Origin of the sequence: Nostoc sp. CHAB 5715 (assembly GCF_020829685.1) — a bacterium.
Taxonomy (GTDB): Bacteria; Cyanobacteriota; Cyanobacteriia; order Cyanobacteriales; family Nostocaceae; genus Nostoc.
In genome coordinates, this window is sequence record NZ_JAIVFR010000051.1 from 1 (window position 1) to 14,366 (window position 14,366).

At 41.6% G+C, this 14,366-nt stretch carries 15 protein-coding genes and 1 riboswitch; of the genes, 5 read left to right on the forward strand and 10 right to left on the reverse strand.

The features are described 5' to 3' along the window. The 3 genes from LC574_RS04730 to LC574_RS04740 form a co-directional block, all read right to left on the reverse strand. A partial coding sequence (locus LC574_RS04730) for a pitrilysin family protein (RefSeq protein WP_229451725.1) occupies nt 1-256 on the reverse strand: 256 nt, incomplete at its 3' end. Nucleotides 257-1,338: 1,082 nt separating this feature from the next. Next, nucleotides 1,339-1,761, reverse strand: coding sequence for a hypothetical protein (locus LC574_RS04735; RefSeq protein ID WP_229451726.1), 423 nt, complete (start codon nt 1,759-1,761; stop codon nt 1,339-1,341). A gap of 134 nt (nt 1,762-1,895) precedes the next feature. Beyond that, on the reverse strand, nt 1,896-2,762 hold the full coding sequence (locus LC574_RS04740; protein ID WP_229451727.1) for a zinc metalloprotease HtpX: 867 nt from the start codon (nt 2,760-2,762) through the stop codon (nt 1,896-1,898). A gap of 600 nt (nt 2,763-3,362) precedes the next feature. After that, a riboswitch (Fluoride riboswitch) is annotated at nt 3,363-3,449 on the forward strand. 272 nt (nt 3,450-3,721) lie between these two features. Between LC574_RS04740 and LC574_RS04745 the strand changes: the two genes are divergently transcribed. The 3 genes from LC574_RS04745 (at nt 3,722) to LC574_RS04755 (ending at nt 5,702) form a co-directional block, all read left to right on the forward strand. Continuing rightward, nucleotides 3,722-5,062 (forward strand): voltage-gated chloride channel family protein, encoded by a 1,341-nt coding sequence (locus tag LC574_RS04745; protein ID WP_229451728.1) that lies wholly within the window; start codon nt 3,722-3,724, stop codon nt 5,060-5,062. Nucleotides 5,063-5,226: 164 nt separating this feature from the next. Then, nucleotides 5,227-5,409 carry a hypothetical protein gene (locus LC574_RS04750; RefSeq protein WP_229451729.1) on the forward strand — a complete coding sequence of 61 codons (183 nt, stop codon included), beginning with the start codon at nt 5,227-5,229 and terminating at the stop codon, nt 5,407-5,409. Further along, complete coding sequence (locus LC574_RS04755; protein WP_229451730.1) at nt 5,406-5,702, forward strand: hypothetical protein; 297 nt, start codon at nt 5,406-5,408, stop codon at nt 5,700-5,702. The genes LC574_RS04750 and LC574_RS04755 overlap by 4 nt, the downstream gene beginning before the upstream one ends. Nucleotides 5,703-5,774: 72 nt before the next feature. Here the strand turns inward: LC574_RS04755 and LC574_RS04760 are convergent, their stop codons facing one another. Together LC574_RS04760 and LC574_RS04765 are read right to left on the reverse strand one after the other, a co-directional pair. Then, complete coding sequence (locus tag LC574_RS04760) at nt 5,775-6,413, reverse strand: Uma2 family endonuclease (protein ID WP_229451731.1); 639 nt, start codon at nt 6,411-6,413, stop codon at nt 5,775-5,777. A gap of 152 nt (nt 6,414-6,565) precedes the next feature. After that, nucleotides 6,566-7,801, reverse strand: coding sequence for an LL-diaminopimelate aminotransferase (locus tag LC574_RS04765; protein WP_229451732.1), 1,236 nt, complete (start codon nt 7,799-7,801; stop codon nt 6,566-6,568). 71 nt (nt 7,802-7,872) lie between these two features. Between LC574_RS04765 and LC574_RS04770 the strand changes: the two genes are divergently transcribed. Next, complete coding sequence (locus LC574_RS04770) at nt 7,873-8,022, forward strand: hypothetical protein (protein ID WP_229451733.1); 150 nt, start codon at nt 7,873-7,875, stop codon at nt 8,020-8,022. Here the strand turns inward: LC574_RS04770 and LC574_RS04775 are convergent. From LC574_RS04775 to LC574_RS04795, 5 genes are all read right to left on the reverse strand, one after another. Continuing rightward, nucleotides 7,990-9,345, reverse strand: a complete 1,356-nt coding sequence (locus tag LC574_RS04775) for an NAD(P)/FAD-dependent oxidoreductase (protein WP_229451734.1) — start codon at nt 9,343-9,345, stop codon at nt 7,990-7,992. The two genes, LC574_RS04770 and LC574_RS04775, sit on opposite strands and share 33 nt — an antisense overlap. 234 nt (nt 9,346-9,579) lie before the next feature. Beyond that, entirely contained in the window at nt 9,580-10,404 is an 825-nt protein-coding gene (locus LC574_RS04780) for a DUF4349 domain-containing protein (RefSeq protein WP_229451735.1), read from the reverse strand. Further along, nucleotides 10,359-10,976 (reverse strand): DNA adenine methylase, encoded by a 618-nt coding sequence (locus LC574_RS04785; protein ID WP_229451736.1) that lies wholly within the window; start codon nt 10,974-10,976, stop codon nt 10,359-10,361. Before LC574_RS04785 ends, LC574_RS04780 begins: the two co-directional genes overlap by 46 nt. A gap of 369 nt (nt 10,977-11,345) precedes the next feature. Beyond that, the gene (locus LC574_RS04790; RefSeq protein WP_229451737.1) at nt 11,346-12,098 is read right to left on the reverse strand and encodes a CFI-box-CTERM domain-containing protein; all 753 of its coding nucleotides are present in this window, start codon (nt 12,096-12,098) and stop codon (nt 11,346-11,348) included. Nucleotides 12,099-12,287: 189 nt separating this feature from the next. After that, nucleotides 12,288-12,524 carry a hypothetical protein gene (locus LC574_RS04795; RefSeq protein WP_229451738.1) on the reverse strand — a complete coding sequence of 79 codons (237 nt, stop codon included), beginning with the start codon at nt 12,522-12,524 and terminating at the stop codon, nt 12,288-12,290. Between the two features lie 478 nt (nt 12,525-13,002). On the opposite strand from LC574_RS04795, the gene ilvC reads away from it, so the two are divergent. Continuing rightward, a complete protein-coding gene (gene ilvC / locus LC574_RS04800) occupies nt 13,003-13,998 on the forward strand; it encodes a ketol-acid reductoisomerase (protein ID WP_229451739.1) in 996 nt (331 codons plus the stop codon). Nucleotides 13,999-14,366 lie beyond the last annotated feature (368 nt).

Consider the following 14,366-nt stretch of genomic DNA (forward strand, 5'->3'; position numbering starts at 1 on the left):
TAACAGCACCCCGTTCTTCAATTCGACGTTCAAACTCGCCGCTAGCTAGTCGTTCTGTTCCCTTAAAAATCATGTGCTCTAAAAAGTGAGCCATGCCGTTAATGGCATCAGATTCTATGGCTGAACCAACTTTAATCCATAAGTTGAGGTTTACAGCTTCAACCGGCATCTGCTCTGCTATGATTGTCAAACCATTGGGCAACTGATGCAGAGTTGGGGTATTAAGACGAGGAAGTTTCCGCAGGGTTGAAGTCATTGCTACTTGTGTGAGGAGCTACATTACTCCTTTATCTTATCCGTGACTGAAAAATCAGATAAAAAGACTACTAAGAGGTTTGGCGTTGCATATTTGCGGGATGATTTTGCTAGTTTTGTGGGATGGGCCGAAAAGCCCGTCCCTTGTATTTCAGGGCGGGCGAGACGCCCACCCTACAAGAATCATCCCTTGATTCAGCAACGCCAGAGGTTTTACTACGCAAAACCTGTCCCTCTCCGAGTCGGAGCTACGGTGTACACACAAGTCATTCAAAATTCTGTTAGGAAGAAAACTAGATATCACAAGGGTTTGAGAGTGTATATCTGTCGCATTCTTTTTTCAAATTGGTAAGTAGATGGACAAAAATATTTACAGTCATTGCGAGCGTTGCGTTCGCGGAGCGTCTCGAAGAGAAGCAATCTCAGCCGCAAGCGAATTGCTTTATTTCGCTTCTCTTACGAGACGCTACCGCGAACGCTCCATTCGCAATGACAGTGTGTAATTAATTCTGTCCGACTACTTATCAGAAAGCAAACTGGGGTTTGAGTAAGTCAAATAGCATTTTGAGAAAGCAAAAGCTTCTTTTACTTGCGGAAAACACCAAAATCAGAAAGCAAACTGGGGTTTGAGTAAGTCAAAGCTTCTTTTACTTGCGGAAAACACCAAAATCAGAAAGCAAACTGGGGTTTGAGTAAGTCAAAGCTTCTTTTACTTGCGGAAAACACCAAAATCAGAAAGCAAACTGGAGTTTGAGTAAGTCAAAGCTTCTTTTGAGTAAGTAATTGCGGATTTTGCTTATTGAATTTAGTCAAAATATGAAGTTTAGATAAAAATATTGAAAAAATTACTGATAAATTTTGATCCGTCAGATTTGAATTCAATAAGTAGTAAAAAAACAAAGTCCCCGGCTTTTCTAAAAAGTCGGGGATTTTTTTGTAGCCTTGTCAAGGGGAGGGTTAGGGTGGGGTAAAACTGACGTGAAACCCAGGTGATTAAACTATTTCAGACTTGTGTATACACCGTAGCCGAGTCGGAGAGGACAGGTTTGAACTTTAATTCAAGACAGGGAGAGGTTCGTCGAACTAACGAGAGTAAGGGTTATTGAAGGTTTCCCAAGCAGCAATAGCCGCCTTTTGCAGGCGAAAGCTGAAGTCTACTAAGTCTTTCACCATTAAGTGCCAGTTTCTCTCAGCTTCGTCCTGAATTATCGCCCAAGAGTCTTCTAAGCGATCGCGTTCCTTCACTTTCCTGCCTTCAATCAATTCTCGTGCTTGTCGCACAGCTTTCAAATAAGTTTCACGCGTGAGAGTACCTGCTGACTCCGCTTGGCTGCGTCTTTCTAGCGCCTCAATCAGCGCTTTGGTTTCGCGCTTGACTTCATCGCTTTCGCCAGCCATTTCGGTTTCTACTAATTTGTCGGTTTGAGGACTAATTTCTACAATTACTATGGATTCAGTAGATTCAATGACTGGAGTTCCAAAAGATTCAATGTTGCTAGCAGTCATAGTTAAAACATCCTTAAATTACAAAGCTTACTCTCGGATGAAAACTGCATCCTATACTGGTAGTCATAAGTCATTGTAAATTTCACAAATGACAAATGACTAATGACAAATGACTAATGACAAATGACAAATGACTAAGCTTTTATTGGCAGTTGTTGCTCTAGTTTTAGCAATGCTGCAACTCGCTCCTCTGTAGCAGGGTGACTGGAGAACAAGTTCCCCAGAAACTGTCCAGAGATAGAATTGATAATTAATAACGGCTCATAAGCTGGATTGGCATTTAAAGGCATCTGCTTTGCTGAGGCTTCTAATCTTTGCAGCGCCCTAGCTAAGGCGCGGGGATTACCAGTTAATTTAGCAGAACCTGCATCAGCAGAGAATTCTCGTGTGCGCGAAATTGCTAGCTGAATAATCGTCGCAGCCAATGGCGCAAGCATTACTGTTAATAAAACTCCCAAAGGATTTGCACCTCTGTTGTCATCTCGTGAGCCACCGCCAAACCATAAGCTGTAACTCACCATTTGCGCTAGGAATGAGATAGCACCAGCAACAGTAGCAGCAACAGCTTGTGTGAGGGTGTCACGATTAATAATGTGGGTGAGTTCGTGGGCGATAACGCCTTCGAGTTCATCCTCTGGCAATATATTCAAAATGCCTTCGGTGACAGCAACAGCAGCGTGTTCTGGATCGCGCCCTGTAGCGAAGGCGTTTGCACCTTGGCTTGGCACAATGTAAACTCTGGGCATGGGGATGTTAGCGCGATCACTTAATCTCTGCACCATCCGATAAAGTCCTGGTGCTTCGCTTTGACTTACAGGCTGGGCTTGGTATACTGCCAGGGCAATCTTATCTGATTGATACCAGGAAAACAGGTTTGTTACTGCTGCTAAACCTATCCCTATTATCAAGCCACTAGTACCGCCAATTACCCAGTAACTAATTGCGATCAAAAGACCACTTAAAGCAGCTAGCAAAACAGCCGTTTTCAATTGATTTGTCATATTTTCGCTCTCCTGCTAATGCTGTGTAAATTTTTTATAAAACAGCATTAATTAAGCCACACTTTGATTGTATCCAGCTAAACTTAGATATATGGTACAGAAAACCTATCAGATAAGTACGGTTTTCCCACTTAACTTTTATAAATACTAATTATCCTACTACTCGGGGTTTAAAACCCCATCCCAAGAAGGGTTGCTTGTAATGCGATTGGGGTCTAAATCCCCAGACGCTCGTTCCGACGCTCGTTCCGACGCTCGTTCCGACGCTCGTTCCGACGCTCGTTCCGACGCTCGTTCCTCGCTAACGCTGCGCTATCGCTAACGCTGCGCTATCGCTAACGCTGCGCTATCGCTAACGCTGCGCTATCGCTAACGCTGCGCTATCGCTAACGCAACGCTTACACAAAACGTAATTGCGAATGGGCGAAAAAGCGAATTGCGAATTGCGAATTGTTTAAAGTTGTTTTGGATACTTGCTTTATTTTTAAGAACATTTATCTTTATAGTTATCATAAGCACATCTATCTATAGGCATAAATTGTTTAGTAAATGTGAAAAAGCAACACAAAAGTAAAAATGGTATTGTTGAATTAATTAAATAGTATTTATGGCGATGGAGCTCGCCAAAACCGCCTTTCCAGTACAGGTGAAATTCATCACTGGAAGGCTGATGGCTCCTACTTTCTTCGCTGACTGCGGGAGAGTAGGGCTTGGCTAAATGCATTACCTGACTCCCCTGTAGAAAGTGTAAGTCTACAGATTGCACCTCAGAGGATGTTTGAAAAGTTTAATTTATTACTCACCAAGCGACTGGAAGTCGCGGCTACACGAGACAAAACCCACCTCCGTGGGTTAAAAACCCTTGATTTTGTATTAGTCCACGGAGGTGGACTTAGCTTGTGTAGTAGCGAATTCTATTCGCCCAATACTTTGAAAACATCCTCTCAAGGAGTCATAGTATGAAACAACTATGTCAATTTGAACCGTTTATTGCATTACCCCACCTAATTAAATGGTTGCCTATTTCTGTTGTAGTTGGCATTCTTGCTGGGACGGCTTCTGCGGCTCTTTTGGCATCATTAGAATGGGCAACTGATTGGCGAGAATCGCATCGGTGGATTATCGCTTTGCTGCCCCTTGGTGGCTTCTTGAGTGGTTGGATTTATCATCAGTTTGGTCGGACTGTAGAAGCCGGAAATAACCTTTTACTAGAAGAAATCCATAACCCCAAAAATGTTATTCCCTTTCGGATGGCTCTTCTTGTTTTGCTAGGAACAGACCTTACACATTTATTTGGAGGTTCAGCCGGTCGTGAAGGTACAGCATTGCAAATGGGTGCTTCTTTGGCAGACCAGCTAACTAAAATATTACATTTTCAAGGAGTCAATCGGCGAATTTTATTAACCGCAGGTATCAGTGGAGGATTTGCTTCAGTTTTCGGCACTCCCTTAGCGGGAACTGTATTTGGTCTAGAAGTTTTAGCAATTGGTAAAATTCATTATGATGCTCTTTTCCCTTCTTTAATTGCTGCGATCGTTGGAAATCAAATCACCTTGTTATTGGGTTTGCATCATACTGCATACCAACACGCTCAGTCTATATCGACGCTCACAATTTGGGGACTGATTGCTGCTATTATCGCAGGTGCAATCTTTGGAATTGTAGCGAGATTTTTTGCTAAAGTAACTCACCAAATTAGTCACTTTTTTAAAGCAAAAATATCTTATCCTCCAATGCGTCCTTTAATAGGCGGTGCGCTGATAGCAGCAATTGTTGGGTTGAGTGGAACAACCAAGTATATTGGTCTTGGTATTCCAACCATAGTGGATTCTTTCTACATTCAGCTACCTCCTTGGGATTTTGCTGCAAAATTAGGTTTGACTGCTCTAACTTTAGGAGCAGGTTTTAAGGGAGGAGAAGTAACACCTTTGTTTTTTATTGGTGCAACTTTAGGAAATGCTTTATCGTTGGTTTTGGCATTACCTACACCACTGTTAGCAGGAATGGGATTTGTGGGTGTATTTGCAGGTGCAGCAAATACACCTTTGGCATCAACCTTAATGGGAATTGAATTATTTGGTGTGGAATCAGGGGTATTTATTGCTATTGGCTGTGTAGTAAGCTACCTATTTTCAGGTCATTCTGGAATTTACTCTGCACAACGTATTGGGTTGAGTAAATACTCTGCTGTATATTTAGAAGAAGGGGTGACTTTGGCTAATTATGGACGAAAAAAATTTGAGCCAAAAATTGATTTAGCCGATAATAGCAAAGAAAGAGGAAACAATTCTCAGGAATAATTTCTGGATGCAATTTATGAATAATTAGGAAAGTGCGTAGTTTACTGCCGTAGGCATCGCATAGTTAGAGTAGTCATGTATGTGCGATCGCTATTGTATAAAGTAAAATAGCCACTCAGTCAAAAGGAGAGAAGGAAATCGTACATAAATTTGCTGGGCAAAAGGTGTCTGAAATCCTAAAGTACAAGAAGGGTAATATAAAACAGGCTCCACTCCCAGAAGAATCGCCCAGTTGGGATGAGTTTTCTGAAATGTTATGGGAGGAGATTGAAGCGGGAGCAGAGGTAAATCAACCGGGTTTTAAAGTTGTTCGCAAGTTATTAAGCGATAAGAGGTTTGACAAATGAAGAATCATGGATTTGGCAAACTAGTTACCTTTCTAAATCAATTAGAACAAGAGAAAATTAGTTACACCTTAGTCCATCATCGGGATGAAACCATTATGGTGAATGTGGCTGTGCCTGGTGAACGATGGGAAGTAGAATTTTTTGAGGATGGTTCGGTTGAAGTAGAACGATTTGTTAGTAGTGGAGAGATTAATGGGGAAGAGGTTTTTAGTGAGTTATTTGCTATGTATTCAGAAGCAGAAAGTCATTCTGCCAAATTTACCCAAAATGCTAAGTTGACAAGTACAACATAAAGGCGATCGCACTTTATCTCCCCCAGAAAATTCCAAAATTAGGTAGATTGTCAGTGGTTATTTAATTATTTACTAAATCATCGCTTCCAATTCTTCCAAAGCTTGAAAACTTCCTACTTGCCAACTACGTTTTACGGCAGCAGGGATAATCTGAGTAATAGCTATATCCTCAAAATTAGGACTGGTATCAGATTTTATGTATTTCCCCTCTTTCAGCAAATAAATAGAAAGGTTTCCACTGTCGTAAACCCATAATTCTGGGACTCCAATGGCTTCATAAGCATCAAGAGTAGTTTTCGATGTGACATCAGTCTCAATCGCTAAATCTGGCGGCGGATCATCAGGTTGCAAGCGGCGATGACCAATCATTCGTTGATAATTCTGAATGTAAAAGCAAGCATCAGGTTCAACTCCTGCTACACCTTGCCGTTTAAATGTGGTGGAACCAAAAGGTTGGTATCTGATATCTTTAGCCTTCAACAATATTTTGACAATATCAGAAATTAAATCTTTGGGTATTTCATGTTCTGGTAAAGGAGCCATCATTTCTAAAGTACCCTGGCTATAGGCAATTCGTGTAGTTCTTTTTTCTCCCAATTCTTGTAAAATAGATTCAAATTCTTCCCAGCTAACATCTGGAATTGTCACTGTGCTACCAGGTGCTAACTGCATCCGGCTAACAGGTTTGAAAACGGGGATAGCAGCAGTCACGTCGCTTCGCTCCAATTCAAAATTCCAAACTTGTACTGAGCTTGTCGAAATATTCAAAATTCAATATCTATTAGGTTGCGGTGGATAATATAGCCCACCGTAACCTTTAGATTAATAGGATGAGTTTAACAAAAACGGCTAAAAGCGATCGCTTACACCTTAAACTTCTCTGTAATCCGCTTCATCGCCTCTTCCACATTCTCCCGACTGTTAAACGCCGAAATGCGGAAGTAACCTTCACCCGCAGCACCAAAGCCAGAACCAGGTGTCCCCACAACGTTGACAGTTTGCAGCAACTTATCAAAGAATTCCCAACTGGATAAACCATTAGGAGTTTTCACCCAAACGTAAGGTGCATTCACGCCACCATAAACTGATAATCCGGCGGCTGTGAGTTTCTCGCGGATAATTTTGGCGTTTTCTAGATAAAAATTCACCAATCCCTTAATTTGTGCCTGTCCTTCTTCAGAGTAAACCGCTTCGGCTCCCCGTTGGACGATGTAAGAAACACCATTAAACTTGGTAGACTGGCGACGATTCCAGAGTTTCCATAGTTCCACATCGGAACCATCGGCGGCTTTTCCTGTAAGTGTCTTCGGTAAGACAGTTAACGCGCACCGAGTTCCCGTAAAACCTGCGTTTTTGGAGAAAGAACGAAATTCGATCGCAACTTCTCTTGCACCTTCAATTTCATAAATTGAGTGAGGAATCGATGGATCGGTAATATAAGCTTCGTAGGCTGCATCAAAGAAAATAATCGAGCCATTGGCTTTGGCATAGTCTACCCATGCCTTAAGATATTCTTTGGTTGCAGTTGCGCCAGTGGGGTTATTGGGAAAGCAGAGATAAATTAAATCGACTTTCTTTGAGGGAATCTCGGCACTGAAGTTGTTATCAGCCGTAATTGGTAGATAAACTAAGTCTTCAAACTCGCCTTTCTCGTTGGCATCTCCCGTATTTCCCACCATAACGTTAGTGTCTACATATACGGGATAAACGGGGTCAGTAACGGCAATTATGTTGTCATGTCCAAAGATTTCCAGAATATTGCCGGTGTCGCACTTGGAACCATCGGAGATAAAGATTTCGGAAGCATCTATATCGGCTCCTCGTGCTTGGAAATCGTGAGTAGCAATTTTCTCCCGCAACCAAGCGTAGCCTTGCTCTGGCCCGTAGCCTTTGAAGGTATTGCGATCGCCCATTTCTTCCACAGCTTTAATCATAGCTGTGCGGCAAGCCTCCGGCAAAGGTTCGGTAACATCGCCAATGCCCAGCCGGATGATTTTAGCATTACTGGTCGCTTCTGCAAAGGCATTCACCCGCCGAGCAATTTCTGGAAACAGATAACCTGCTTTCAGCTTCAAGTAGTTGTCGTTAATAGTTGCCATAGTAAATTATGAAAAAACGCCCTCAAACAGCTTACTGCTAATTTATGAGGGCGGGGAGTGGGGAGTGGGGAGTGGGGAGTGGGGAGATGAGGGAGATGAGGGAGATGGGGGAGATGAGGGAGCAGGGGAGGAAGAACTATTGCTTTTTACCCATGCCCAATGCCCAATGCCCAATTCCCAATTCCCAATTAGACATTTACTGGTTGTTTATTATCGGCTGATGTGTAATTGCGATCGCTAATTCCAAACTGGGTGAGCGATTCTTGTCCTGTAATTAATCTTGCTCCGCGATTACGGGTGAAATAGTTCCATGCCCACTGAATCATTACTACTAATTTGTTGTCAAATTCAATTAAAAAGTAGATGTGAATCACTAGCCAAAATAACCATGCAAAGAAACCTTTCAGCTTGATAAAACCCAAATCTACCACAGCAGAATTGTGTCCAATCATCGCTAAACTACCTCGATCAACATAAGAAAAGGGCGGTAAACTGTTACCTGCAAGTCGCTGTTGGACTAGTGTTGCTACATATTCACCTTCTTGCTTCGCTACAGGTGCAACACCAGGTAGCGGTTTACCATTTTGATGAGAAAAATTTGCTAAATCGCCAATTACAAAAATATTAGGATGTCCCTTAATACTCAAGTCAGGTTCGACGATAATCCGTCCAGCGCGATCGCATTGGGCACCTGTGCGTTCTGCTAGCACTTTTCCCATTGCGGAAGCTTTCACACCTGCTGCCCATAATACCGTTTTTGAGGCAATTTCTTTAACTTCATCACCTTGTTTGAGGGTAACAATATCATCTTCAATATTCGTCACCAGTGTTTTTGTCTGCACAACCACCCCCAAGCGCGTCAGAGATGCTTCTGCTTCTTGTGATAACTCTGGTGCAAAGGGTGGCAGAATCCGATCCAGACCTTCTAATAGCAAAATCTTGGCTTCTGATGTGTCGATGTTACGAAAATCTTCTTTGAGAGTTTGATTTGCTAATTCTGCGATCGCACCAGCTAATTCTACACCAGTAGGGCCACCACCAACAATTACAAAGGTCAACCAAGCACGGCGTTTTTCTGGATCGGTTTCTTTTTCTGCGGCTTCAAACGCCGTAAAAATCCGGCGACGCATTTCTATGGCATCTTCTACTGTTTTCAAGCCTGGGGCGAATTCTTCCCAGTTGTCTTTGCCAAAATAGGAATGCTTGGCTCCTGTGGCGACAATTAACGTATCGTAAGCTATTGTTTCGTCGCCCACAGTCACTTGTTTTGCTTCTGGATCAATATTATTCACCTCTCCCAGCAGCACTTTCGTATTCTTGCTCTTGCTGAGGACAGAACGCAACGGTGAGGAAATATCAGCAGGAGATAGCGCACCTGTGGCAACTTGGTATAAAAGGGGTTGAAATAGATGAAAGTTACGTTTATCAATCAGAGTAACGTTTACTGCTGCCTTGGCGAGTGTTTTTGCCGCATAAAGTCCACCAAAACCACCGCCAACAATAATTACTTTATGGGGTGGATTATTGTCAAGTGAATTTACCATAAGAAATGTTATCGTGTTTGCCGACTATTGTAACTATTCTTAACAAATTTGTATCAAAATTGTCATCAGATATTTTGTATTACTCTTTACATTTGAAAAAGTATTAAAGTAATTAAAACTACAGGATAAAGAGAAATTTTCAAGATGGAGGTGCAGACAATAAGAGTTGGCAATATTTGAATCACTCTTTGCCTGTGTATATTTATCAAAGGTAGATGTATGATTTATGCAAGCTCACTCAGAACTAGTTGATTCTGGTGTTTGTGTTAAACGTGGTGAATGAGTTCGCCGCCAACGGTTAAAGCCATAGACAAGGGCAGCAAAAATTAACAAATAGGGACTATAAACAATTAACCAAATACCCAGCTTGAGTAAGCCAACGGAAAATGAACTCAAAGAGTGGGTAGATTTATTCCAAGTTTCCTGAACTTGCAAACCAAAGGCAGGTTGTGAACTGGTGCTAGAAACTGCTGCTTCTAAATTCAGCGTAATAGTGGAATAAGCAACTTGATTTTGTAGGCTTTTGAGTTGGGCATTAATTTGTTCTATGGTTTCTCGGACATTACTTAATTCTTGGGCAACACTAAGCACATCTCTAACAGAACCCGCCCGATCCATAATTTTTTGCAAATTAGCTTCAGTTTTTTGCAAATTGGTTAATCTAGCTTGGAAATCTACCAGGCGATCGCCCACATCTTCTGCCGTGATATTACGAGTCTTAACAGTACCCAATTTAGCTAATTCTTCCAGGGTAGATTCCAGCAGATTCTCTGGTATCCGCAATTGTATTGTTGCTGTGTGACGCGAATTGTCATTTTTGGGTTGTTGTTGTTTCAACCCGATCAAATCCCCTTGCTGTTTATTGATAATTTGCGAAACAGCATCAATAGTCTGATCTACAGAGTTGACAGTCAAAGATATTGCTGCCTTTTTGATCAGTTGGGGACGAGAACGGGCTATTGGTGCAGCTTCCGCCTTTTGGGAAATAGTGCTTTCACTAGCAGGTACTTGATTTACCGTGCGATCGGCTGCAATTGGAGGTACAGCCTTATTCGCCATCTGTACGGTCGGACATGGAGCGATTTCTTCAACAGTAAGTGTGGAGGCTTGAGGGTCATAATTGAGCCAAGGTCGTTTTCAATTTGCACGCGTAGCAACCGTTGCACGATTTCGGGCAGATCCTCAACACTACCAAGCCACCGGGAAACTGCACCAGCCATTCCAGCGCGGCTAGTAAGTTTGCAGTGCGCCCATCGTCCAACACTGGCGGTTTGTGCCAAGCCTGTTCTCACTTGTCGCGCCCGGACGAAAAATCGTCTAGCCCTTTCCAGGTCAGACAAACTCTCTTCTTCTTTGGCAATAGCAATCCGAAATTCTTCACGCGAAAATGGGGTTAACCCAATCGCCTTGATGAGTTGGTCTTTTTGGTCGCGTAGTACGCGAAAAAAGTTGACTACCTGGCCATCAATATCATTGTAGGTTTCCACAGGCGAAGGCTCCCGGTTCAACAACACGGCTGCTGAACCGCCAAAGGGTTCGCAGTAGTGGGTCGTTTTTGACAACAAGGGTAAAAGCCAGTCTAAATGACTGTACTTGCCGCCATACCAACCAAATGCAATTTTCTTTGCCATGAAAGCCAACCTCAAAGGGAGTGTTTTACCCAAAACCGAGGATAAGGGTAAAACGCAATTTATTATATAGTCTTGAGAAATAAAGTATAAACGTTTAAGAAGAAATGAGATTGGATGATTAACTTGCTGTAGTACTACCATCGGGGTTCAATTTCAACCGCGTAAGCCGGACAGTATTATAAATATCTTAAGCAGAAACAATAGATACTGAAATACAGGTTATTTGTAAAGCAGCTTTACCTACGAGTACGCCGTGACGGTTGCGCTCGAATCGCTGTGATAGCTATGCCAACAGGCTAAAAACTAACTAAGGAGAAATGGAAAATGACTATAAGTTTTAGACAATAAGATTTACTTTATAAATAGTCTCTAACTTACACTATTTTTTTTCACATATTTAGCTAGCCTTGGCCCTATCTTGTAATATAAAGCAACTAAAAATGTTCCGAAAGAATTACTGAGCAATACACTATCTCTAAAGTTTCTAAAAGTATCTAAATCAGGGTGTTCTGTAGATGAATAAGCTGCTGTGGCAATAAAGCAATCTCCTTGCTGTGAATTAGTAGTTTGTAAATTAGTAGTCTGTGAATTAGTAGTTTGTGAATTAGTAGTTTTTATAACAACTTGTACTTTTTCTTTGAGATCAATTAAACAATTATCTGGATTAGAATCAATTCCTATACACTCAACATCCCACTGACCTTGAATTGAGTTAAAAACTTCCATAAAATTATGACCTATCCATAAATCTTGGCTACCACAACTGACAGCAAAAAATCCAGATTCATCATCAGTTCTTGTTTTTCTATAAGCTGCAAAACATGATTTACAACAAACAATAACTTCTTCTAAGTATTCTTTGATAATTGCATAATCAGCAAGTTGAGAAGAAGGATGACCATGTATTTGTATAACTGGAATTAAAGACCAAGTTTTATAAACTGGTATATCTTGATTTGGCTCTAGAATAGCACCAACTGATTTGTATTCATCTACAGGTAGAACTTGCATAAAAGCACCATCTTCAGGAAATATTTGGGTTATACAAGTCGCTTTTACAATTTTTTTCCCTTTTGTTCTCAATGTTTCTGTTATATCTTCATAGCTTTTGTTATAATTCATACAGTTAGTTGAAACCTTAATTTCATTTTTATATTTTATTTTATACCAAGGTTCCTAAAAAATACGTAAATACTTGTAACAAATATATTAAATTTTAATTATCCTCTCCTACTCGCCTTTAGATTTACTTTATAAATAGCCTCTTATGAGTTGGATACCTACAGGTATCTGCTCAATACCTTGTCACAATTAACTGTGAACACAGAGTTCTCCCCAATAGGTAGTAATTGCTGGAGCAAAAACAGAAGTGTCTTTTGTCGATGCAGGTTGACAAATATACTTAGCTCGATTTTCTATAGCCAGTATTCTGTCGGTATCCCTGACGTAGAGTGGTACTATCATTTCCCTTTGTTCCAAAAGTTCGGACAAACCAATCTGAATTTCCCGTCCCTGATGAAATAATGCACGCGCTGCTTTTTCTACCATTCGTGCTAGTTCAGCACCATTACAGTTGATGGTTTTGTTGAGAATAATCCGCCATTCTTTCTCGGTCAGGCGATCGCCACCATTGCAGTATCGCTCATCAACTTGGCCTTTTTCTCTCCGTATTTTCTCTCTGTGACAGTTTAGAGTGCCGAAGGTGGGTTATAAATTATCAAAAACGATCAACTTTTTTAGACTTGAACAAAAGTGTATCACAGGCTACTATTCTTTGGCGATGGCTACGCCCGCCGTTCGCGGAGCGTCTCGTAGAGAAGGCATCGCAAAACTTTTCGGTCTAGTGAAACGAGTAACTTTACTTGCTTGAGATAAAGAAGTTAGGCGATTATTGCCGTCGTAAACACTCCCCCTGAGTTCAAAGAGATAAATTCAATATTTGACAGTTCATCTATGGTTACTCAATTTGAGGTACAATCGAAAGCCTGCCAATAAATGACGATGCTTGCTGACAGGAGATGCTTTTATGGCCCGGATGTATTATGATGAAGATGCCAATTTAGACCTTTTGGCTGGAAAAACTATTGCCATTATCGGCTATGGTTCCCAAGGTCATGCCCACGCTCTCAATCTCAAAGATAGTGGTTTGAATGTGATTGTGGGACTATATCCGGGTAGTAAGTCAGTAGCAAAAGCCGAAGCAGTTGGGTTAACTGTGAAAAATGTTGCAGATGCTGCTAATGCTGCTGATTTCATCATGATTTTGTTACCTGATGAAGTCCAAAAAACGATTTACAAAAACGAGATTGAACCAAATCTAGAAGAAGGAAATGTGTTAGCTTTTGCCCACGGCTTCAATATTCACTTTGGGCAAGTTGTACCACCAGCTAACGTAGATGTGGTGATGGTAGCACCTAAAGGGCCGGGGCATTTGGTACGGCGGACTTATGAAAGTGGTGAAGGTGTACCAGCGCTGTTTGCAGTTTATCAAGATGCTAGTGGTCAGGCACGCGATCGCGCCATGTCTTATGCTAAAGGTATCGGTGGTAGCCGTGCGGGTATTCTCGAAACAACTTTCCGCGAAGAAACCGAAACAGATTTATTTGGCGAACAAGCGGTACTGTGCGGTGGTTTGAGTGCTTTAATCAAAGCTGGATTTGAAACTTTGGTAGAAGCTGGTTATCAACCAGAATTGGCTTATTTTGAATGTCTGCATGAAGTCAAGCTGATTGTTGACTTGGTTGTGGAAGGCGGTTTAGCTAAAATGCGCGACAGCATTTCTAACACAGCTGAATATGGCGATTATACCCGTGGGCCGCGGATTGTTACCGAACAAACCAAAGCTGAAATGGAAAAGATTCTCAGCGAAATTCAATCTGGACAATTTGCACGAGAATTCGTTCTAGAAAACCAATCTGGTAAACCAGGATTTACCGCCTTGCGTCGCAAAGAAGCTGAACACAAAATTGAGGAAGTTGGCAAAGATTTACGCGCTATGTTTAGCTGGTTGAAAAAAGCTTAAGCAAAAGGAGGAGCCAAAGGACTAAACCAATTCGCAATTCGCAATTCGCAATTCGCAATTACGTTTTGTGACGGGGATTTAGACCCCGACACTTTCACGCGCTGCCTGTAGAGACAGGGGACTTAAACCCCCAAAGTTCGTTAAAGTCGTGGCTACTACAGCAAAGCCTACGTGATACGCTTTTGCAAGCGTACCACGTAGGCTGGGAAATTTACGTTAAAAAACAAGTGCAGTTTTCCTTGTTGATTGTGGATTTATCATTGTAAATTCGTAAATATATACCAAGTACCATTATTGGGTCGCCAGACAGCGAAATCATTTTTCCCATCACCACTATAATCGCCAGGAGCTGGTCTATCACCAGTTGT